We start from the raw sequence: 23665 nt of genomic DNA, 5'->3' as shown, positions 1-23665 counted from the left end.
AGGCTAAAGACCTTCGGCTACCTCGTCCCTCCAATGCTGGAGGAATGGGCAGGTGAGTTTTTTGCAGCGAAACGGTAGCGGTTCCGACCTTCGTCGGGATTGATAACAGGTCTTTAGCCTGCCCAGTCGTTCCCCAATGCTAGACGCCGAAGGCTAAAGACCTTCGGCTACCTCACAGTGGTAGCGGCCCCGACTCATTCGGGACGGCTACCTTATGGCGGCATGGCACAACGCGTTTTTCCAACAACCCATGACACCGGTTTGACGCACTTGCATACTCAACAACACCGCGCACTCCTTCTTTGCGCGATTGCTTTTTCATTGATTGCGGCTTCGCAGGCCACGGCCCAGGAAACGCCCCCAGACACAACCGAATTCGATTCGGGGCGATTGGAGCGGGTGACGTTCCGGCTTGGGGCGTTGGGGGGATATGGCTACAACCGCCACGAAACCCAAGCCAGCATCTTCACCAGCGGAACCGAGTGCGGCGCGTTTGGCAATGGCGACGGGGAGGGGATGATTGCTGGGGTGTTCGGCGAGTTCCCACTGCTTGGCGGCGCGGTTGACCTTACCGCCCATCTGCTGTTTGCGCAGCGCGGCGGATCCTTCGGCGAGGCCTACACCGCAGGGCTTCCGGTGCTGGACCCAAACAGCAACCGCTACGTCCCGCTTGAACGGAAGCACAACTACACCGCAACGCTGAATTTTTTTGTGGGTGAGTTCGGGCTGCGGGTTGCGCCATTTCCAGAGTTCCCAATCTACGTCCGGGCCGGCGCGGGCGCGGGGTTTCCGCTGGCGGAACCGACCTACCACCAAACCGAGGAAATCACCTCCCCCGATGGTGTGGTCTATCCCGAAACCAATCGGGTGATTCGCGATGTTGGGAACGGACCAATCAACGATGTCCAGACGCTGATCACCGCAAGCGGGACGCTGGGCTACGCCTTCCCCATTGCCAACCGATTGAGCATTGCACCGGAGGTAAGCTACTATCACCCCTTCACCGACATCACTCTATCGAATCGCTGGCGCACCTCCACCATCCAGGGGGACCTTGCGCTCCGCTACGATTTTGGAGTTCCGGTGCAACCGCCGCCGCCACCTCCTCCGCCGCCACCGCCCCCCCCACCTCCTCCGCCGCCGGAGGTTCTTCCCGTGGCGGGAATCACCGCCAGCACAAGCGAGCGGGTCCAGGTGGTGCGAACCATCGTCACCGAGACGTTCCCGATCCTTCCGTACATCTTCTTCGACAGTGCCAGCACGGACATTCCCGGGCGGTATCAGAAGATTAGCCCCGAAGCGCGTGCGGCGTTCAATGAGAAAGATTTGCCGCACCGCTCGTTGGATGCCTACTACAACATCCTGAACGTGATCGGCTCGCGAATGGCCGCCGAGCCTTCCATCAAGATCACCCTGAACGGGACCACCGACGGGCGCGAAACCGCAACCCAACCCGAAGCCACCACGCTGGCCAAGCAGCGGGCGCAGGCGATAAAAACGTACATCACCAACACGTGGGGGGTGGATCCAAAACGGATCGCCATTGCGGTGCTTGCGCGGCCAACGTTCCCCAGCAGTGCCGAGTATCAGGAAGGGGTGGAGGAAAACCGGCGCGTTGAAATCGCTTCGCTGACCGATGACCTGTTGGCTCCGATCCTTCACGAGCGGTTCAATGAGTACTCCTACTCCCCCAAAAGTCTATCCTTCGCAACGGAGGCAACCAGCCCGGCGGCCATTCGCTCGTGGCAATTGCGGGTGAGTGCCGGAACCACCACCGTGGCCCAGCAGGCCGGAACCGGCGCGCCCCCCACAACGGTAACGTGGACCCTGGACGACCACGCCGCTGGGGTGATTTCCGAAAACGTTGGGGAGCGTGGGGAGATAGAAAGCGTGCTGGAGATCACCGATGCGCGGGGGAAACGGGCGCAATCGGAAGCAACGATTCCGGCAAGCGGGGCAACCCACCCGTTCGAGATCAGCAGGCTGAGCTTGATCGTGTTTGATTTCGACAAGGCGGAGATAACGCCGCAGAACCGGCGGATGGTTTCGGCATTTGTGGCGCAATCCATCTATCCCCGCTCCACCTTGCAGATCACCGGCTCCACCGACCGGCTTGGCGAGCTTCGGCACAACCAGCAGCTGTCGGAATCGCGCGCGTTTGCGGTGCGGGATTTGATCCTTGCCGAGCGGCCCGGCGCGGCCATTCTTGGCGCGCAAGGGGTGGGGCCGTCGCGGCTGCTGTACGACAACGCCCTTCCCGAGGGCCGTTACTACTGCCGCACGGTGACGGTGGAGGTCTCAACGCCGCTGGAGGATATTCGGAAGGAGCCGTAAGGGGTCAATGGGGACGAGTTACCCCGCACCGTGAAAGATTGCCACGTCTAAAAGCAGGCATCTGGTGGGGCCAGTCCTACCAGCAGTGTGGGATCGTGTAACCATTGAAGGAAGGCGGTGTTCTTGGGCATAATTTTTGCTTATTATGGGTGTCCGATTTGACCATAGCAAGAATACCATGCTGCTATGTGCCCAAATCTATCCAAGCCGATCAATCGTACAGTAGCGGGCGTGGATCCGTGCGCCGCACCTGCGATTTTTGACCCGATGACGCAGCAATAGCCAACCGATGACCAACAAACGCCAAGAATGAGGAGCACGATCGGACTCGAGAAAAAAGGATCCCCCCATGTTGTTGTTAACACTGTTACGCCACTATCTGCCTTGCTCTGCCGCAGATATTCGTCAATGGCGGCCAATAGCACGACGCACGCTATTGGCCATAACTGATTTATAGAAAAATCAACAATGCCCGCTGAAGCAGCCCAGAAGGGTTGCGGTTCATATCCATGAACCATGCGTGGTGCAATAGGCAATACAAAAAGAACGCATCCAGACTACATCTCTCACTAACCGGAGTTTCCAACCATGAGACACCTGTACAGACTTTTGCTGGGGGTAGCCCTAGCACTGATGCTGCCGATGGGCTTATCCTACGGCAACGTCTCCAACTACCAATTCTTGGACACCTACGGTGATCCAATTTCACCAGAGGGAAAGCCCACCGAGATACTCAGCGTCGGGGCCGATGACGATGTCGCCGCCTTTACTCCATCGGTTGCAAAAGGCCAACCGGCGTTCACCTTCTACTTCGATAACAAGCCGTACACACGATTCTCCGTAAGCTCCAATGGTGTGATTGGGCTTGGCTCAACGAACGTGACTGGCTACTATGTCAACAACCTAACAGCTACAAGCGGAAACTACTCATTAGGAACAACACCTCAGATTGCTCCGTTCTGGAACGATCTTCGCGTTCCAGGCGATGATTTTGATGATGAAGTTTCAGGGTCTGTCTCGTATTTCATCAACGGCACTGCCCCAAATCGCGTTTTGGTTATTGACTTCCAATCCATTGAGCTTTCATACTACGATTACGTGTACGGGTCCTTCCAAGTTCGCTTATATGAAGGATCCAACAGGGTTGAACTCTGGTATGGAGATATGAGCACCTACTCCAACGTGTATGGTGATTACTATTCCAATTCCGCATCCATCGGCATTGCCGCAAGCTCTTCCGATTTTATCAGCGTTACCCCTGGCTCTGAAAGCGGAGGGAGTGAGGCTAAAGCATCAGGAGGTGGTTTTCAAGGAATCACAGGAGCTACGACTAGCACCAGCACTGCGAACAACGACATCTATTTATTCGACACTCCCATTAGCTACGGCACCCTCTACATCTTCAACCCTTGCAACATCCAGATCAGTGGCGACCCTGCCCAGGGTGGGACCACGGTGATGGCCGACGGCGACAAGCTGTTGAGCGGAACGAAGATTCAGGTGTGGACCTCGCAGGGCTACCAGCCATTCACCATCTATTTGGATCCCGATCCTTGCTCGGCACGCGGCTACACCTTCAGCATCAGCGGAGCGAACCCAGGCGATTTCATTATTTCGCCAACTAGCGGGAAGATCGGTGCCGACAGCAAGGTGACACCAACGGTGACCTTTGCTCCAACGGCGATTGGCATCCGCACCGCCACGCTGCAAGTCACCGACGACAACGGTTTCAGCCGCAGCTACACTCTTGAAGCCGAAGCCACACGGCGGTTGATCTACATTGGCAACGTTGCCAGCGGCGGAACAGCTTCCGTTGCCAGCGGCGACACGCTTATCAACGGCATCAAAGTGACCCGCCTTGCGTGGCAAGACTTCATGCCGCTGACGGTGAGCAACACCAACAACAACGGCAAGGCCCCGAGCGCACCAACCAGCTTCGTGCTGAACGACCCAACCAACCAGTACAAAATCGTCAACCCAGACAACGGCCAGTTGGTGAACACTTACAGCACCGGGCTAACGGCTTTGGGTTCCACAACCCCGGCAATCCGCTTCTCGCCAAAAGGCGTTGGTCCGCAGCGGGCAACCTTGACGGTGAATGCCGAAGGGGAAATCCGGACGTACGTTCTCTACGCCTTCTCCGCCGCTGCCGGTGGTGAATTCTACTTGGGCAGCCGCAAGCTGGGTCCAAATGAAGATGTCTTCAACAAAGATTTCATTTGCGCCGGGGAGTATATCCAAAGCTACCCGATCAACGTGGTGAATGTTGGCGAAGGGGAGTTCCAGATTTTGGGATCCATGGTCTATCGAACCGATTCGATTTACGGGCAAGGGAACCCAGCCTATCCGCTGCTGATGGATGAGAACTGGATGCCGATTCCATCGGTTGATTACTTCATCAGCACCGAACCAGGCGTTGCTCCGGTTCCGGCAAACGGCTTCCAAGATTACCCGATCTCCGTTCCGGAGAAAGGCTCGCGGACGATTTACGTGAACTTTGTGGCACAGGAACCAGGCAAGCGGTTTGCCCGCATCTACCTGCCAACCAACGGCGCAAACTTCACCGGGATCAATCCGGTCACGGGTTACACCGAAGATGGATTGCTCACGTTTGATCTGTTCGGTCGTGGTTTGGGATCCAGCATCAGCGACCGTGTGGAAGGTGGCCAGCTTCCGAAGCCGGTGAAGTTCGCGAACACCGCAGTCCGCACCAGCCGCATGATGACCGTCACGCTTTACAACCCAGGTGCCTGCGACCTTCGGATTGACAAAAACCGCTTCCGTATTGGTTCGGGCGACGTGAAGGAGTTCAAGATTGTTGATGCCTTCAGCAACCTTACGCTGGACGGAAACACCGGAACCTACATGATGGCCCCGGGCGACAGCACCACCGTCACGTTAGAGTTCACGCCATCGCGCAGCGGATCGCGCCGCGCAACGATTGAGCTAAGGACCAACGATTCCACGATCATCCTTCCTGGGCTAACCGAACGGGGAAGCTACTACTGGGATGTTACCGGCGTTGGAACCGTTGGGCTTGAGCCACGCGACGTGATGTTTGCCCCGGCAGTGATTGGCGGCGCAACCGCGGACCACTCGGCAGCAAGCGCGATGGTGGAGAACACCACGCAGGAATTGATCTTTGTGAACAAGATTGAGATTGTGGGAACCGATGCAGCGGAGTTCACGATGGATCCAGCGAAGCCGTGGCCAGCCGTGCCGTTTGCAGTGATGCCGGGTGCAGCCATGCACTTCGCCATTGTTCACAACCCAGCACCAGCAAGCCAGCCAGGCCCACGCAACGCCCAGCTGAACTTGACCCTTTCCAACGGCGACGTTGTGACGTTGAACCTGATTGGCGAAGCCGGAACCCGCACGCTGGCCACCAGCCAAGCCTCGTTGTTCGACAACGTGACGATTCCGGTTGGGAAGGTCGCACGCCAAACGGTGATGATTACCAACAATGGCACCATGCCGATTAAGCTGGGAACCACAACCATCACCGGCGCAACCTCCACCGACTACACCCTGGGCCGCCTGCCACGCACCAGCTTGGCCCCGGGACAGAGTGAGTTCCTTGAAGTCACCTACCGTCCGCTCAACCAGGGAACCTCCAGCGCTACCTTGACCATCAACAGCAACGCCACCAACGGCGCGCTGACCGTCCAGCTTGGAGGAACCGCTACACGCATCCAGCCAGGAACCGGCGAAAGCAACGGAACCAGCAGCGTGGACGCGACCTTTGGCGCAAACGGCACAACGCTCTGGCAAACCGCACCAAACCCAGGCCGCGACCTTGTGACGCTGGCCTACCGTTTGGCCAATGCCGGAAACGTCTCGGTGAAGCTCTACAACGAGCAAGGCCAGGAAGTGCTGACTCTTGACGAAGGTGCACGCGCCGCCGGCGACCACAGCGTTAGCTTCAGCGTCGGTGAGTTGAGCAGCGGAAGCTACCACTACCGCCTGAGCGTCAACGGCCAGACGATCATCCGTTCGATGGTCGTGGCCAAGTAATCGCGCAGCAACGCGCACGCCGATAACCAACGCAGGGTGCTTCTTGAAGAAAGAAGCACCCTGCGCTTTTTTTTTCAAAGATTTGAACAATTAAGGAAAAAACTCTTTGTCATTAGCCCCAACTTTCCGATGTTTTCGGCTGCCAGCCGGAAGCCTTATCAAGGCCACCAGCTGTGGCATCTGTTTTCAGCCCTCCCTTCCCCAGCAATTCGCACCCGTAGAGCGCGTTGCTGTTGTTAGTGAATGTCGCCAAATGAGCAACGTTCTTCCATCCTTAATCCATCGGGAGTTAACCCATGATTTCTACGTATCGCCTACTGGGGGCAAGCCTCCTACTCATCATGCTGATATGCTGGCCGGCAAGCGGCCAGTCGCTTAATCAGTACCAGTTTTCATCCTCGACAGGGGCCTCGCTGACCGACATGGGCAGTGCAAGTTCGCTGTTGGGATCATATCAGGATGACGTAGCCTCATCCGTCACGAACATCGGGTTTACGTTCAAGCTTGCCGGAACCAGCTACACACAATTCTCCGTTAGCTCGAACGGGGCGTTGGGTTTGGGCTCATCAACAGTAACCACTACGTATTGCTGCCCGCCATCACTGGCTTCCAGCTATGGCACCCCAATCATCACAGCATACTGGCGCGACCAGTACTGCCCAAGCGATGGTGGCGTGTACTACTTGCTGAGCGGGTCATCGCCAAACCGCGTTTTAACAGTGGAGTGGCGTGTGAACCAATGCTGCGTTAGCTCTTCCTACCAAGTGAAGTTCCAAGTGCGGCTGTACGAAACGACCAACGCTATTGAGTTCGTGTACGGGTCCGGTTCTTCCGCGTACGGCACCAGCTACAATGGGTCTGTTGGTATCAGCATCAGCTCAACACAGTTTGCTTCTATCAACACCTCAACTCCATCTGTCTCCTTCTCATCGTACAGCTCCACCTACTACCCAACCTCGGGGACACTCTACAAACTGGCACCATGCGTTGCCAATCTGATGATTGCAGGGGACCTTGCGCAAGGTGGGACAGTAAAGATGGCCAACAACGACAGTTTGTTTACAGGCGGGGCGTTCTTGGTCCAACGCGGCAATGCCCCAACGTTCCAGCCGTTTTCAGCCAGCAACGGATCGGCATCGCTTCCGGCGTGCGGCACGCGCACCTACACGTACAGCATTAGCGGGGCAAGTGCTTCGGAGTATAGCTTATCGAACTCCGCTTCCGGTCCTTTCACTTCGGTGTTAAGCGGCACGTTGGTCAACGCAGCCACCAGCACGCCGTACATTCGCTTTGCGCCAACAGGGCTGGGGGTACGCCCGGCGGTGCTTACCATCCAAGATGACAACGGGTTTTCCATCAACTACAACCTTGCCGCCCAGGGGAGCACCCGCGTGCAATACGTTGGGAATATTGCCGAAGGAGGAACCGCTGCCATGGCCGATCAGGACACCCTGATGCGGATCATTCGGGTGGACCGTTTTGCTTGGCGCGATTGCACCCCGCTTTCCATCCTAAACTTCAACAGCAATGCTGCGGCCCCAGCAATGCCCGTCACCTACACCATCACCGACCCAACAAACCAGTATAAACTGGTGAACCCAGTGGGGGGCGGCTTGGTGAACACGTTTAGCACAACAGTGCAAGCCACGGGGACCTCAACGCCCGTGATTCGGTTCCTTCCGGTGGGCGTGGCAAACCAGTTGGCAACGCTAACCGTAACAACGGAAGATGGCAAACGGACCTTTAATCTCTACGCCTACTCCCGCGCTGCTGGCGCAGACTTTTTCATTAACAGCACCAAGCTGACATCCGATGCAGAGCTGTTCAAAAAAGATTTCATCTGCACCGGCGAGTCGTTCGTTACCCTCCCTGTTGTGATGAAAAACATTGGCGAAGGAACGATGCGAATCACCGATGTTGAGGCCTATGAAACCGACACCATCTACATGCAGGGGGCTCCACGGTATCAGTTGCGCCGCGTGAATGGAACCGCACTGATAGGAACCAAGGATTACTTCCTGACCACCGACCCAGGCGTGGCTCCGGCATCAAGCAATGCAACGCCGTTCTATCCATTGGAGACACCGGAAGCGGGTAACTCCACCTACTATCTGACCTTTGTACCACAGAAGCCTGGCAAGCGATTCACACGGATGTTTATCCACACAAACGCTGCCAACTTCACCGGAGTTGATGTTGATGGAACCGTGCGTGATGGATTGCTGGTGTTGGATCTGTTCGGACGTGGGATTGGGGCGCTTCCAGCCGCAAGCAACGGCTCTGCGATTAGCGCAGTCACCATGCCGCAAACCAAAATCGGCAAGACCTCGACAACAACCATCCAGCTATGCAACAACGGCGCGTGCGACCTTCGCGTTGGCCGCCGCCAGTTCCACGTGTTTGGCGGCGATGCCCAGGAGTTCAAGATTGTTGAAGCCTTCCTGGGAATTGGCACCGAGCAGAGCAACAACGACGACACATGGGTGATTCCGCCCGATAGCTGCGCTTCAATTACCTTCAGCTTCACTCCATCGCGCAGCGGAACGCGCCGCGCAACGGTGCAGCTGCAAACGAACGATTCCACAATCATTCTTCCAGGAAACACCGAGCGGGGAAGCTACTACTGGGATATCAGCGGCGTGGGGTTGGCCACGGTCCAGACAAACGATGTGGCCGTTGCCCCAAGCGTGATTGATGCCCCCGGCGCAGAGGCAGGAATCGGAAATGCCCACGCCGAAAACAACACCATCGAGCTAACAGTCATCGAAAAAGTGGTGATTGCCGGACCCGATGCTGCCGAATTTGCAATGAACCCGGCAAAGCCCTGGCCAGCCGTGCCATTTGCCATCAGCCCGGGGCAAAGCATTGATCTAAGCATCATCCACACGCCAGCGGCGGGAAGCCAGCCCGGACCACGCAACGCAATGCTCCTGCTGATTACCAGCACGGGCGACACGTTGACTGCAGCAATCACCGGCGAGGCCAACACGCGCACCATTGCAGTGGCCCCGGCCTCGTTGTTCGACAACGTGACGATTCCGGTTGGGAAGGTCGCACGCCAAACGGTGATGATTACCAACAATGGGACGGCCCCGCTGCGGTTGGGAACCACAACCATCACCGGCGCAACTTCCACCGATTACACCCTGGGTCGCCTGCCACGCACCAGCTTGGCCCCGGGACAGAGTGAGTTCCTTGAAGTCACCTACCGTCCGCTGAACCAGGGAACCTCCACCGCTACCTTGACCATCAACAGCAACGCCACCAACGGCGCGTTGACCGTCCAGCTTGGAGGAACCGCTACACGCATCCAGCCAGGAACTGGCGAATCCAACGGAACCAGCAGCGTGGACGCGACCTTTGGCGCAAACGGCACAACACTGTGGCAAACCACACCAAACCCAGGCCGCGACCTTGTGAAGCTGGCCTACCGTTTGGCCAATGCCGGGAACGTCTCGGTGAAGCTCTACAACGAGCAAGGCCAGGAAGTGCTGACCCTTGACGAAGGTGCACGCGCCGCCGGCGACCACAGCGTCAGCTTCAGCGTCCGTGAGTTGAACAGCGGCAGCTACCACTACCGCCTGAGCGTCAACGGCCAGACGATCACTCGTTCGATGGTCGTGGCCAAGTAATCGCGCAGCAACGCGCACGCCGATAACCAACGCAGGGTGCTTCTTGAAGAAAGAAGCACCCTGCGTTTTTTTTAGGAGAGTGTTAGAAATCGAGTGGGAGCAACAAGGCGCAAAATTGCGTTGCGCTCCCGCAGTCAAGAACCACCTTGCAAGCCCCCTACTTCCCCACTGCCGACATTCCTGCGTTGTGGTGGGCTTGCACTTCCAGCCAGCGTTCGGCATCAATCGCGGCCATGCAACCGCTTCCGGCGGCCGAGACCGCTTGGCGATAGACGTGGTCCTGAACGTCGCCACAGGCGAACACTCCATCAACGTTGGTGTAGGTGCTTTTTCCTTTGGTGATCAGATAGCCGTTCGTGTCGGTCTGAAGCTGCCCGTGGAAGACTTCGGTGTTCGGCTTGTGGCCAATGGCGATGAACAATCCGTCGGCCTTCATCTCCCATGTTTCCCCCGTTTTGGTGCTGCGCAGCACCACTCCGGTCATGGATTTCATCGGGGAGCTGTCGCCGATTACGTTCACCACGTTGGCATCATAAATCACCTCAACTTTGGGATTGGCCAACACCCTATCCACCATGATTTTGGAAGCGCGGAAGGTGTCGCGGCGGTGGATCAGCGTCACCTTGCTGGCAAAACGGGTAAGGTAGTTCGCCTCCTCCATTGCGGTGTCGCCCCCCCCCACCACCAGAACTTCCTTCCCACGGTAGAAGAACCCGTCGCAGGTGGCGCACGCGCTAACGCCGTAGCCCATGAAGAAGGCTTCCGACTCCAAGTTCAGCAGCCTTGCCGATGCGCCGGTGGCAACAATCAAGGCATCGCAGGAAAGAAGGTTGCCGCGATCGGTTTTCAGTTTGAACGGGCGCTGGCTTAGGTCCACTTCGTCCACAAACTCGAACCGGCAATCGGCCCCGAATCGCTGGGCTTGGCGGCGAAAGATCTCCATCATCTCCGGCCCCATGATCCCTTTTTCGAACCCGGGGTAGTTCTCAACATCGGTGGTGATAGTAAGCTGCCCGCCGGGGACGTTCCCCTCAAGGATGACCGGTTTTAGGTTGGCACGGGCGGCATACAACGCCGCCGTCAGCCCCGCAGGGCCGGACCCCATGATGATGAGCGTATGATGCTCGCGACCATTGCGAACCTCACCGTCGTGATGCGGCGGAACGAAAGGGGAATCGTTGTGAGAATCCATAGTTGAGCGGAAGTCGGTTGTTGGAAAATCAGGTATCGGGCCAGGTATCGGATCGGCTGAAGGGGTCGGCTTACACCGACAGAATATCCTTCTCTTTTTCAGCGAACAGTTTTTCGATTTCGGCAATGTAGCGGTCGGTCAGTTTTTGCACGTCGGCTTCCCCACCCTTGCGTGCGTCCTCGCTCATGTGCTCCTCTTTTTCGGCCTTTTTCAAAGCCTCCATGGCATCGCGGCGTGCGTTGCGGACACCGATCTTGGAGTCCTCGGCAACCTTCTTGGCCATTTTTGCAATCTCGCGGCGGCGTTCTTCGGTTAGGGGGGGAATCGGCAGGCGAAGCACCACGCCATCGTTCGCCGGGTTCAGGCCCAGATTGGCGGCTTGGATTGCCCGATCAATCGGCCCAATCATATTTTTTTCCCACGGCTGCACAACGATCATCGTGGCATCGGGGGTGGTGACGTTGGCCACCTGCGAAATCGGCACCAGCGACCCGTAATAATCCACCCGCACGGAATCCAACAGGCTTGGCGTGGCGCGCCCGGTGCGGATTTTTGCGAAGTCAATCGCGCAATGCTCGATTGCTTTTTTCATGCTGCCTTCGGCTTCGGCAAGGATCAGTTTAACATCCATAGTGGTTCTTGAATAGCTGTTCTATGCGTTGGTTGTTCAATGTTGCGGCAAGGCTTTCCCCGCTTTCCATCTCCGCCAATTCTTTCACCCTTCGCCCCGCACCACGGTTCCGATATGTTCCCCCAGGATCAGCCGTTTCAGGTTGCCCGGCTGGCTCATGTTGAAGACGATAATGGGAAGGCGATTTTCCTGGCAAAGGGTGATGGCGGTTAGGTCCATCACCCGCAGGTTGCGTTCGTGGACTTCGCGGTAGGTGACGTGGTCGTATCGCTGGGCGGTGGGGTTCGTGCGGGGGTCGGCGTTGTAGATGCCGTCAACGCCATTCTTCCCCATAATCAGCGCGCCGGCTTCAATCTCGATTGCCCGAAGCGCGGCGGCGGTATCGGTGGTGAAGTACGGGTTGCCGGTTCCCGCGCCAAAGATCACCACACGCCCTTTTTCAAGGTGGCGCACGGCACGGCGGCGGATGAACGGCTCGGCAATCTGCTCCATTTTAATCGCTGTTTGCAGCCGGGTGGTGATGCCCCGATTCTCCAACGCGCTTTGCATTGCCAGGGCGTTCATCACCGTGGCCAGCATCCCCATGTAGTCCCCCGTCACCTTGTGAATCCCTTCGGCAGCGGCTTGGATTCCGCGATAGATATTGCCGCCGCCAATGACGATTCCAATTTCCACACCAAGCTGATAGATCGTCTCCACCTCGCTGGCAAAAGTCTCCAGCATCTGCGGGTCAATGCCGTAGCCGGCTTCCCCCATAAGGGCTTCGCCGCTGAGCTTCAGCAAAATTCGCTTGTATTGTGGATGGTCCATGCGGTCTATCAGTGCGGTTGAGTTAGGGAACAGTCGCGGCCAGAATTAAGCGGCCAAAAGTAAGAAAAACTCCGGCAGCCACCGGCTTTAGCAGACTTTTCGTAACGGTTGGCTTTTCAAAAGCCTGCCTGGCCAATGCCCCGCGCAACGGCAGCCCCTTGATAACAAGCAGTGCCATTCAACGGTAACGTGAATGGCACTGTGTGTTGTCTTCATTCGATGCGTGCGCCAGTTAGCTTCCCACTACCGCCTTCACATACTCCCGGCGCATGGTCGCGATTGCGCTGATGCTGATCTCCTTCGGGCAAGCGGCTTCGCATTCGCCGTGGTTGGAGCAATCGCCAAAGCCTTCCTTCTCCATCTGCTCCACCATGTTGATAACGCGGCGTTTCCGCTCCGGCGCGCCTTGTGGCAGCAGCGCAAGGTGGCCAATTTTTGCGGCGGTGAAGAGCGACGCGCTTGCGTTCGGGCAGGCGGCAACGCAGGCCCCGCAACCGATGCACGCGGCGTAATCGAACGCACGGTCGCTGTCGGCTTTGCTGACCGGAAGCGAGTTGGCATCGGGGGGCGCGCCGGTGTTGGTGCTGATGAACCCGCCAGCGGCGATAATCCGGTCCAGCGAGCTGCGGTCCACCACCAAGTCGCGAATCATCGGGAAGGCAGCGGCGCGCCACGGTTCAACAACGATGTGGTCGCCATCGTTGAAATGCCGCATGTGAAGCTGGCACGCGGCGGTTCCGCGCTGCGGGCCGTGGGGCATTCCGTTAATTACCATGCTGCAGGACCCGCAAATCCCTTCGCGGCAGTCGTTATCGAACTCCACGGGGACCTCACCTTTTGCCGACAACTGCTCGTTCAGCAGGTCGAACATTTCCAGGAAGGACATGTGGGGGTTCACCCCCGGAACGGCGTACTGGACAAACTTTCCGGGCTGCGTCGGCGAATCTTGCCGCCACACCTTCAAATGGATGGTCATTAGTGTATCACTCATCGTGCGCTTCCCTGTTATTTGTAGCTGCGCTGTGTTGGCGCAACGTATTCAAAGGTGAGTGGTTCTTTGTTCATCGTCGGCAAGGTTCCTTCCCCTTGATACTCCCACGCGGCGGCAAAGCTGAAGTTTTCGTCGTCCCGTTTGGCCTCCCCTTCTTCGGTCTGGTATTCTTCGCGGAAATGCCCGCCGCACGATTCTTCCCGCTGCAAGGCATCGCGGGCCATCAGCTCGCCAAGTTCCATGAAATCGGCAACGCGCCCGGCGAATTCAAGGCTTTTGTTCATGGTGTTGCGCTCCCCAGGGATCTTCACGTTTTGCCAATACTCTTGGCGCATTTTTCCGATCTCGGTAATGGCGTGCTGCAACCCTTCGCGGTTGCGCCCCATGCCAACGTAATCCCACATCACCTTCCCAAGCGAGCGGTGGTATTCCTGCACCGTCTTGGTTCCGTTGACGTTTAGAAGTTGGCTGATTCGCTCGCGGGCTTCGTTCTCGGTTGCGGCAAAGGCTTCGTTCGATTCGTCAACCTTCGGGAAGGTATTGTTGGCAATGTAGTTACCAAGCGTGTAGGGGATCACGAAGTAGCCATCGGCAAGCCCTTGCATCAGCGCGCTTGCGCCAAGCCGGTTTGCGCCGTGGTCGCTGAAGTTTGCTTCGCCCAGCACAAACAGCCCGGGGATGGTGCTCATTAAATGATAATCCACCCACAAGCCCCCCATGGTGTAGTGAACCGCAGGATATATCCGCATCGGGACCTTGTACGGGTCCTCGCCGGTGATCTTCTCGTACATCTGGAACAGGTTCCCATACCGCTCGCTGATGGTTGCGTCGCCAAGCCGGCGGATGGAGTCGGCAAAATCGAGATAGACCGCCATGCCGGTGTCCCCAACGCCTTTTCCGCCGTCGGCTTGCTCCTTTGCGTTGCGGCTGGCAACGTCGCGCGGGACAAGGTTGCCGAAGCTGGGATACTTCCGCTCCAGGTAGTAATCGCGATCCTCTTCCGGTATCTGCTCCGGCGAGCGTTTGTCGCCGATGTTTTTCGGAACCCAGACGCGGCCATCGTTCCGAAGGCTTTCGCTCATCAGGGTAAGTTTGGATTGATAATCACCACTGACCGGAATGCAGGTTGGATGGATCTGCGTGAAACAAGGGTTCGCAAAAAACGCGCCCCGCTTGAAGCACCGCCACGCCGCCGTGACGTTGGAGTTTTTTGCGTTGGTGGAAAGGTAGTAGACGTTGCCGTAGCCGCCGGTGCAAAGCAGCACGGCATCGGCAGCGTGGCGTTCAATTTCGCCGGTGACAAGGTCCCGCACGATAATGCCACGCGCTTTGCCATCAACAACAACAAGGTCCAACATTTCGTGCCGGGCGTACATCTGGATTTTTCCGGCACCCACCATTTTCTCCATTGCCTGGTAGGCTCCAAGCAGAAGTTGCTGGCCTGTCTGCCCGCGGGCGTAGAAGGTCCGGCTAACCTGCGCGCCGCCGAACGAGCGGTTTGCCAGCAGCCCGCTGTACTCCCGCGCGAACGGAACCCCCTGGGCCACGCACTGGTCAATGATGTTGTTGCTGATCTGGGCCAAGCGATAGACGTTCCCTTCGCGGGCGCGGTAGTCGCCACCTTTTACGGTGTCGTAGAATAGCCGCCAGATGGAGTCGCCATCGTTCGGGTAGTTTTTGGCGGCGTTGATCCCCCCTTGCGCCGCAATGCTGTGGGCACGCCGGGCGGAATCTTGGATGCAGAACGCTTTGACGTTGTAGCCAAGCTCGGCCAACGAAGCTGCCGCCGATCCGCCAGCCAGCCCCGTTCCCACCACGATGATGGTATGCTTCCGCTTGTTGTTCGGGTTTACCAGCTTTGCGGTGGATTTAAAGTTCGTCCACTTCTCGCTGATATGCCCAGAAGGGATTTTTGCGTCCAGTTTTGGATGCGTTGGGTTCTGGCTCATACGGTGGCTCCTCGGTGATTAATGTACATCCAGATAGGAAGGAACAGGAACCCAACAGCAAGCAGCACCGCAAGCACAAAGGCAACGGAATAAATGGCTGTTGAGTAGCGGGGTTTCATTGCCGCAAGCGATTGCAGCGCGCTCCAGATACCATGCCGCAAATGGAAGCCCAGCATGATCATCACCCCAACATAAAAAGCAACCCACCAGATGTTCGAGAAGACCTCCACCACCAAGCGGTGCAGGTCGCGGGCTTCTTGGCCATTGATGACAGCCGTATATCCCTGGCTGATGTTTGGACCAAAGCGCATTTGAACGATGTGGATCACCAGGAAGATCAGCAGGATGCTGCCGGTAACGGCCATCGTCCGCGAGGAAAGCGACTGGCGACTTGGTCCCCCTTTGCTGGCCACAACATCGTAGCCTTGCTTGCGCGCCGCACGCTTACGCAGCATAATGGCAATGCCAACATAGGCGTGCAGCAGGATGACAAGCCCCAAGCCGATCTCCACGATAATCAGCAGCATCCCAAAGTTGTGAAGGTTTTGGGTGTACTGGTTGAACGGAGTTGGATCCGAGTTGAGCAAGGCAAGATTAGCGGAGAGGTGCGAGATCAGGAACAGCACCAGCAGAACGCCGGTGATGCCCGTCAGCAGCTTGCGCCCCACCTGCGAGGTCAGCGCTGATAACAGCTTGTTTGGTTCCTTCATGGCAGTGTGAGTAATCCAGAAGTTGATAGCCCCAGCGGGGACCTGTGTTTGAAACGTTTGGAGTAACCAGCAGAGGGATCGCAACCGGCAATCAGCCGGTTAAGAATCCACGCGACCGTTGGAGAAAGGCGCGGCGAATTTACGAATTGAGCATTCCTATCCAAGCGTTTTCCCCGTTTTTTTTGGGTTTCCAACCTGCGAATTACGGCAATTCCCCAGCCACGCAACCCTGACGGATGTCATGCTGCAACATTCCGATAAGGAGCCGCCGCAAACGACCGCCGCCCGAAACCATGTTCTGGCTTCGGGCGGCATAATCTCCCCTCTCTCACTCACTCTGTGTCGAACGTTCGCTTACTCAGCTTTCCCCAGCTTGCGAAGGTATTCCTGCAACCGCTGGCGTTGGGCAGCTGGAAGAGCGGTGATATCAATCACCACCTTCCCACCAACCACTTCATACGGAAGCAGCGTCTCCCCCCGTGTTCGCCGCTTTTCTTCCCCTTGCTCCACCAACGTTCCGCTGATTGCCGTGGCGGTGTCCAGATTCAGCTGCAGCCGCGCATTGTGCGACACCGCTTTGCTGGCAAGCAGCCGCTCGGTGGCCAACTCCGTGAAGGTCAGGCGGTTGTTCTGAAGGTCCAGAATATCAGCCGAGGTAATCGCCGCGCCAAGTCCACTCTCCTTCCCTTGTTTGGCGGAGCGTTGCTCGGCGGCGGCTTCCACCGTTGCCGGTTCCGCTGCTGCGGTCTTGTACGATTCCAGCTGACCTTCCGATTTCGGCAACCGCACTTCTGGCGGCAAATCCTTCGAAGGAGGAATGACGTTCCTGCCACGCGGGTTGCGGCCCTGAAGGTCGGGAACGATTGGCGCGGGCGGCGGCGCGCTGAACGCCAATCCCCCACCGTAATCCGCCGCAGAATCTACCTGGGAGCTGCTTTCGGCAGCCGCTTCTGTGGGGCCCATTAAGCTGATGCCATCGCTGGAGCGAAGGGTGTTGCTGTACACCGTTCCCCGATGCAATGGATTCTCCAGATACTCAACACTACTTTCTTCATCGCGAGCCAGCAGAGCATGGATTGGAGACGCGGCAGAGTCGGCAGGGGGTGGTTGCAGCTGTGGCGAGCCAACTCCATTCAAGACGACTGTCCCCTCGGCTGCATCGAACCGCCGCGTGCTGGTGGCACTCTCCTCATCGAATATTGCCAGTGCATCGCCACCCCATTCCTCCTCACCGATCGCGGCACCACTGGCCTCCGCTCCATCATCGGCTCCTTCCGGCACGCCCGATGGTGCGCTCGCATCCAATGGTGCGCTGTCGTCAGGGGCCACGACGATACTGGCGGGCGACGCTGCGGCAACGGTGGGTGCTGCGGTTCCGCGCCCGCTGCTGGTTGCGGAATATTCGCGAGCCGAGGCCCGTTCCGATAGCCGATCTGGTTGGTGTATCGCCAGCAGTTCCTCCCCAATTTTTTCCGTCACCGAAAGCTCCGTTGCTGAAGATTCCGGTTGCTTCGCAGCAAGGGTTTCGCTGGTTGGCTTCGGAGCCGATTGTGGCTGGGCAATGCCGACCGAGACTTCGGAGTTATCGGATGCAAGGCTTGGCGGCGCACTGCCGTTGCCACCCCCCACCCGATCCCATTGCCAGACGATGCCGGAGGCAACCACCAGCACCAGCAACGGAAGCAGCAACGCAACCAACCGCCGGCGGCGGCGCTCCGCTTTTGAGGCGGCAATGACTTCCTTCTGAACCAGCTCTGAGTTGATTGCGGCGTTCTTGGCTGCAACTGGGTAGGCATTGGGAGGATCAGTTTCTGCCAGCATCATTGCAGCCATTGGCGTTGGCAACGTTGCGGCCTGCGAATCGGCAAGGGACCCCATCCCCTCTTCCCGCTGCAGGCGATCGAACAGGGCGTTGCGCATCTGCAGCGTTGGCGTGTGAAGCACTCGCGCATCGCGGGCAACCCCCTGCAAGGCAATCTGCGCCTTGAAGATCTTCCGTGCCTCGGGCGACACCGACAAGCGATGATGCAGTTCGGCCTCGGCCTCACTGCTCAGCGTGCCATCAAGGTAGTGTGATATTAGATCTTCGATGTTCATCGTGCTGTTTTGGGAACGCTGATTGAAGCGTTAAATGCCAATGGAATAAGAACTCTGCTGTGTTGCAATCGCCCTGGGTTACTCATCTCTCACCAAAAATTTTTCCAATGCTTTGCGAAGCGCGCGGCGGGCGCGGCTAATCCGCATCCGTGCGGCTTCTTGGGTGCAGCCAACCGTGGCGGCCACCTCCTCATACTCCATCCCGTTTACCTCCCGCAGCACGAACACATCCCGCAGCGATTGCGGCAGAAGCTCAATCGCCACCCGCAGTTGCTTGTAGATCGTCTCGTTGGCGAACAGGTCATCTTCGCCGTACAACTGCGAGAACGATTCCTCGATGGGGACCATCAGGCGTTCGTCCCAGCGGCTTGCTTCTTCATCGTCGTCGGGGGTGAGGGAAACCGTGGGGCGGTTGGAGCGGTGGAAGCTGATCGCCAAGTTGTGGGCAACCCGGAAGAGCCATCCCCGGAAGTTCTGCACCGGGCGGTATTCCTCGCCACGGTTCAGAATCTCCTGCCGCCGTCCCCGCTCGCGGAACAGCTTCACGAACGTCTCCTGGAACAGGTCCTCGGCAGCGTCGGGGGCATCCTTCAGGACGGTGCGTAAATAGGTGAGGATGCCTTTATCGTAGCGTTCGTACAGCGCAACATACGCTTGCTCGCTGCCAAGCAGGAACTGCTCGAACAGCGTTTCATCGCTCAGATCGGCGGCGATGGAGGTTCGTATTTGGTGTTGGGAGTTCAACGCGATGTGTGCGGAGTATTCGGGAACGGTTTTCGGTTGCGCGCTCCCTTGCCTGACGCAGCCAACGGAGGGCTGTAACATCCCCCAGTTTCTGCGCGGCTGCGGCTTTTTATAAATCCCGTGCGGAGAAGGTGTCGCCCCCTTCCAACGTCCCGCTTTCCAACCCCTTGCGGAACCAGCGGGCGCGCTGCTCGGACGTTCCGTGGGTGAAGGCATCGGGGACGGTGTAGCCTTGCGCCTCCATCTGCAAGCGGTCGTCGCCAATGGCGGTGGCGGCGCGGAGGGCTTCTTCGATGTCGCCAATTTCCAACAGCCCTTGCTTCTGCGCATGGTGGGCCCACACGCCGGCCAAATAATCGGCCTGCAGCTCAAGCCGCACCGAAAGCTCGTTGGCGGCGGTCTTCCCAACCCGTTGCTGCTGGCGGTGGACCCGTTCAGAAATCCCTAACAGATTCTGGACGTGATGCCCAACCTCGTGGGCGATAACGTACGCTTGGGCAAAATCCCCCGGCGAGCGGAACCGACTGCGCAGCTCGCGGAAGAAGGAGAGATCAATATAGACCTTCTGGTCCATGGGGCAGTAGAACGGTCCCACCGATGCGCCAGCCACCCCACAGGCCGATTGCACCTGGTCCGAAAAAAGCACCAACCGCGGCTGGCGATAGGCTTCGCCCTGGCGCTGCATAATCCCCGACCACACGTCTTCGGTGTTCCCCAGCACTGCCGAAACAAAGGCTTTGGCCGAGTCATCATCCGGATTGATTGGGCGCGTTGCTTCGCTGCTGGAAGGGGAAGGAAGCATCGGGGCTTGGTCGGTCATTGCCCCGGGGTCAACCCCCAAGAAGTAGGCAAGCAAGGCAATCACGATTGCCCCCATCCCACCACCAACAGCCAGTCCGCGCCGCGGTCCCCCCTGCCCCCGTTGATCTTCGATATTGCTGCTTTGGCGTAAGTCTCTCCAACGCATATTTTTTTGCTCCAAGGTTTGATTGATTCCGTTGCCACACCCGGCCAGTGATCGGGTGCGGTTCAAAATGCCCAATCGGCTACTCGTTCTCCTCCGCCTTCATGGCCACCCATTGGGTGTCGGCCAGCTTCCCCTGGCGAAGCAGTGCGGATTGAAGAAGGTTCCCAACCTCTTCATCTTCCGGCAAAATAGAAAAGGTTTGCTGCAACAGCTGCTCGGCTCCGGCTGGGTCATCTTCGTTCAGCAATCGTTTGGCAACGGCCACGGCGGTGCTGCGGGCACGGCTCTCAAATTCTTCGCGAAGGCTTTCGTAGAACTCATCATACAACCCCGGGAAAGGGACCTGGCCGCGCCACAGCGCCAGCATCTGTTGGATGCTCCGCAAGGCATCGGCAACGCCCCCTTCGCGAAGCGCCTGCCGGGCTTGGCGAAGCGCGGCGTAGGCATCCAGAATGTCAACGTGGCAAAGTTCACGGTTCAGGCGTGGGGTGTCGCCGTCGGTCAGGATCATCTCCGTCCCAATCGCCTCGCGCAGGCGAAGCACCGCAACGTTCATCGAGCGGCGTGCGCGGTCGGGGTCCTCGGAATCGTTGGTTGCAAGCCGGCAAAAATCAATCCTCTCCAACGGCTCGCGCAGCATCGCATCGGCAACCAGCAGCCCCAGCAGGGCTTGGTTCCTGGCACCACGCAGCCGGCTTGGCTCGGCGGCTCCGCGTGGTTGGGTTGTAATCTTGCCAAACATTCCAACCCGCAAGGCCGGCTCGGGAGGGGTGGCCGTGGGTTGATTGCCTTCGGCATTTTTTGCCATTGCCCGCCCGGCGCGCAACCATCGGGTGGCTTCTTCTTTGGGAAGGTGGCTGCCGTAGCGGTCCAACAACGGCTCAATCGGCGTGTGGATTCCATGCTCCACAAACCACTCGACCAAGCTCCGTATTCCCATTTGCCGCAAGGCTTCGGCAGCCTTGGTGGCGGCCCACGGATTCCCTTCCTGCTCGGCTTGCTGCGCAATGGCCAGGAAGGTGTAGCGGTCGGCAAGGTCGTAGATGCGAAGGATTGGCCGATGCAGAAGCTCCCGCGCCATCTCCATTTTCATCTCCACTTCCATCTCCATCGTGGCTGGCTCCACCGGAAGCGTGCTGGCTTTCCACAACCTCAACAATGGATGCTCCTCCCCCCCCTCCTCCATGAATTCATCAGGAACCTCACCACCGGAAGCGGCGCAGCGTTGCCAGAAAAGCCTTTGCGAAAGGGGTGCATCGCCAAGCTCAAGCTGGAAGAATGCCGCCATTTCCATTGCCCCTTCAATGTCAAACCGCAAGGCCAGCGCAAGGCAGATATCCCAGCAGCGGCGGGCAACAAGTCCGTGCAATTCCTGGTCCAAATTCCCCCAGTTCGGCAACGCCGCAAGCAGCGATTGAAGTTCCGTTGCCGCAGCCCCCATCAACGCCAGCGAAGCCAGCTTCAGCAGCATGGCGGAATAGAAACTTTGCCAGTAGGCAGCGTCGCGGAAGTAGCGGACCAGGCGGTCGGACTGGGCGATTGTTTCGGAGGGGGCGCCGGTGGTGAACAGGAATTCCAGAACCCACGGGCGGTTGCGCAAATCGCCATCATCCAGCGCGTCAAGCTGCTGGCGCAGCCGCTGCCGCCGCGCCAGTTCCTCAAGGGTGTCGAACTTCAGGATCAGGTAACGCGCAACGTGAAGCAGCGCATGGTTCTTGAACGGCTCGGTGGCCTGTTCGCTGGCCATCAGCTCGTCAATCTCCTGCTCAATAATCCCCATCCGCTCAAGGTCTGGCTCGATAATCGCGAAGTGCATCGCCTGGCCCAGGAACTCTAGATACGGGAAATCATACCGGACCTCGGGGTGGCTGCGGCAAAGCTCCTGGACCTGATCCCAAACGTTCAGATAGGCGGGACCCTGGCAGCGCCACAGATATTCTTGCTGGAATGGGAAGGCGTACATCCGCGCCGTTGGATAGCCATCATCAAGAAGCGTTGCCGAAATCTCCATGATCTCATCAATCATTCCGGCATAGGCCTCCGGCGCGTTACGGGTGCGAAGCTGGTTTACGCCACGCATCAGCAGTTCAATCCGAACACGGTGTTGGTCGGTGCGGTTTTCCCATCCATCCACCGCTTGGTAAATGGCTTCGCAGGCATGATAGATGGTTAGGGCATAGGGCCAATCGGCAGAATGGTCCAGCGCGGAAGCTGCCGGCAGCAAAGCGGCAATCGCACGCTCGGCCAGCGATTGCGGTAACGGCTGGGGCAGCGCACGCTCGGCCAGCAGCTGGAACGGGCGCACCGAAAAGAGGGGCGGGGAATCGGTAAGCAACGCAACAATGCTCCGGAACGGCGGCGCGGCCCGCTCCCACAACGAACGGTGAAGCAGGGTATGAACAAACGCGAACGGAGGCTGCGCGCTTGCCACACCGTTCAACGTGTGGGAAGCTGTGTGCGGGCGAACAATCACCCCTTGCTCCATCAGTTGCTCCACCATTGGGCCAACATTGGGAAGCAGCAGCGTGGCGGCCTCGAAGGAGAACGACTCGCCCAAAACCGCAAGCAGCTGTGCGGCGTGAAGCTCTTCATCGGAAAGGTGGGCAATCATCCCTTCGGAGATTCGCTGGGCGGTCCGCTCCACCACTTCGGCAAAGGCTGCCGGAGCAAGGCTAACGCGCCAGGCGTTCGTGCGTTCGTCCATCCGCATTGCCCCGGTGTTGATTGCACCGCGAAGTGCCGAGCGGAACGCCAGCGGATTGCCCAGCGTTGCCCGCTCCATGGACCGCAAGGCTTGCGGGTCGGCATTGCCGCCGAACAGTTGATCCCAAAGTTCGGAAAGGGCTTCGCCTTCCAATCCAGCAAGGGCAACCTCCTTTTGAAGAAAGGGCTGCAACGGTTGGCGTGCTTCAAGGTCCGCAGGGCGCGACGTGCAGAGCAAGGCCAGAGAGTCGTCGGCAAGGGAATCAAGCAGCATTGCGAACTCGCGAAGCGTGGCCCCCTGCAGCAGATGGATATCTTCAATCACCAGCAAGGTGCGCCGCAATCCGGCAATCCGTTGCAGCGCGGCGGCGGCGGCGGGGATTGTCCCTTCCGGCTCCTGCTTCAGCAGCCCCCCAGCCGATTCCGACCCCCACATTGCCAGGGCCAGCACCGGCCCAATCGAGGCAGATTCTTCCGGGCGGAGCCTTGCGTGAACCACCGCGCCATCGGCAGCGGCAATGCGCCGAATTGCTTCCTCAACAAGGCGGCTTTTTCCGCTCCCCGCTTCGCCAACAACCAGCATTGCTCGCAGCGTGGCCGGCTCGGCATGGCTCCATAGTTGGGAAATCTGCTCAAGCTCCGCCACGCGCCCCACAAACGGAAGCGCGCCGCTGCGAACGAAGCGATCAATGGAAGGAATGGCAGCAGAAGGAATGGACATGGGACGCCAGACGATTGCAAACGGGAGAGGAATTGGCTGGGAAGATAGCACGGAATTGGCCGCCGTTCCGCAGCAAGGACCAGAAACGAGACAAGCCGCAGGAGACGATGATCCTGCGGCTTGCAATGAAGCTCAATAACCTGCGAAAAACTTTTCAGGCTACGCTGTTT

General features: G+C 58.3%; 14 protein-coding genes. 3 read left to right on the top strand and 11 right to left on the bottom strand.

What is annotated here, in order from left to right:
* Positions 1 to 261 precede the first annotated feature (261 nt).
* From IPM61_10745 to IPM61_10735, 3 genes are all read left to right on the top strand, one after another.
* On the top strand, positions 262 to 2334 hold the full coding sequence (locus IPM61_10745) for an OmpA family protein (protein ID MBK8911793.1): 2073 nt from the start codon (positions 262 to 264) through the stop codon (positions 2332 to 2334).
* 588 nt (positions 2335 to 2922) lie between these two features.
* Positions 2923 to 6348 carry a choice-of-anchor D domain-containing protein gene (locus IPM61_10740; protein ID MBK8911792.1) on the top strand — a complete coding sequence of 1142 codons (3426 nt, stop codon included), beginning with the start codon at positions 2923 to 2925 and terminating at the stop codon, positions 6346 to 6348.
* 341 nt (positions 6349 to 6689) lie between these two features.
* Complete coding sequence (locus tag IPM61_10735) at positions 6690 to 9980, top strand: choice-of-anchor D domain-containing protein (GenBank protein ID MBK8911791.1); 3291 nt, start codon at positions 6690 to 6692, stop codon at positions 9978 to 9980.
* A gap of 157 nt (positions 9981 to 10137) precedes the next feature.
* Here IPM61_10735 and trxB read toward each other — a convergent pair whose 3' ends face one another.
* The 11 genes from trxB to IPM61_10680 form a co-directional block, all read right to left on the bottom strand.
* The gene (trxB, locus tag IPM61_10730; GenBank protein MBK8911790.1) at positions 10138 to 11172 is read right to left on the bottom strand and encodes a thioredoxin-disulfide reductase; all 1035 of its coding nucleotides are present in this window, start codon (positions 11170 to 11172) and stop codon (positions 10138 to 10140) included.
* 70 nt (positions 11173 to 11242) lie between these two features.
* Positions 11243 to 11803, bottom strand: coding sequence for a ribosome recycling factor (gene frr / locus IPM61_10725; protein MBK8911789.1), 561 nt, complete (start codon positions 11801 to 11803; stop codon positions 11243 to 11245).
* A gap of 84 nt (positions 11804 to 11887) precedes the next feature.
* Positions 11888 to 12613, bottom strand: a complete 726-nt coding sequence (locus IPM61_10720) for a UMP kinase (protein MBK8911788.1) — start codon at positions 12611 to 12613, stop codon at positions 11888 to 11890.
* 22 nt (positions 12614 to 12635) lie between these two features.
* Positions 12636 to 12791: a hypothetical protein gene (locus IPM61_10715; protein ID MBK8911787.1), complete on the bottom strand. Its 156-nt coding sequence runs from the start codon at positions 12789 to 12791 to the stop codon at positions 12636 to 12638.
* Positions 12792 to 12845: 54 nt separating this feature from the next.
* Entirely contained in the window at positions 12846 to 13589 is a 744-nt protein-coding gene (locus IPM61_10710) for a succinate dehydrogenase/fumarate reductase iron-sulfur subunit (protein MBK8911786.1), read from the bottom strand.
* 29 nt (positions 13590 to 13618) lie between these two features.
* Positions 13619 to 15553, bottom strand: a complete 1935-nt coding sequence (locus IPM61_10705) for a fumarate reductase/succinate dehydrogenase flavoprotein subunit (protein MBK8911785.1) — start codon at positions 15551 to 15553, stop codon at positions 13619 to 13621.
* Positions 15550 to 16263: a succinate dehydrogenase cytochrome b subunit gene (locus IPM61_10700; protein MBK8911784.1), complete on the bottom strand. Its 714-nt coding sequence runs from the start codon at positions 16261 to 16263 to the stop codon at positions 15550 to 15552. Before IPM61_10700 ends, IPM61_10705 begins: the two co-directional genes overlap by 4 nt.
* A 354-nt stretch (positions 16264 to 16617) precedes the next feature.
* Entirely contained in the window at positions 16618 to 18360 is a 1743-nt protein-coding gene (locus IPM61_10695; protein MBK8911783.1) for a hypothetical protein, read from the bottom strand.
* 78 nt (positions 18361 to 18438) lie between these two features.
* A complete protein-coding gene (locus tag IPM61_10690) occupies positions 18439 to 19104 on the bottom strand; it encodes an RNA polymerase sigma factor (protein ID MBK8911782.1) in 666 nt (221 codons plus the stop codon).
* Positions 19105 to 19213: 109 nt separating this feature from the next.
* Positions 19214 to 20071, bottom strand: a complete 858-nt coding sequence (locus IPM61_10685) for a zinc metallopeptidase (GenBank protein MBK8911781.1) — start codon at positions 20069 to 20071, stop codon at positions 19214 to 19216.
* 79 nt (positions 20072 to 20150) lie between these two features.
* Positions 20151 to 23495 (bottom strand): AAA family ATPase, encoded by a 3345-nt coding sequence (locus tag IPM61_10680; protein ID MBK8911780.1) that lies wholly within the window; start codon positions 23493 to 23495, stop codon positions 20151 to 20153.
* Between the last annotated feature and the right edge of the window lie 170 nt (positions 23496 to 23665).

The sequence above is a fragment of the Chlorobiota bacterium genome (genome assembly GCA_016710285.1).
Classification (GTDB): Bacteria; Bacteroidota; Ignavibacteria; order OLB7; family OLB7; genus OLB7.
This window is presented reverse-complemented; position numbering and strand designations above follow the sequence as displayed.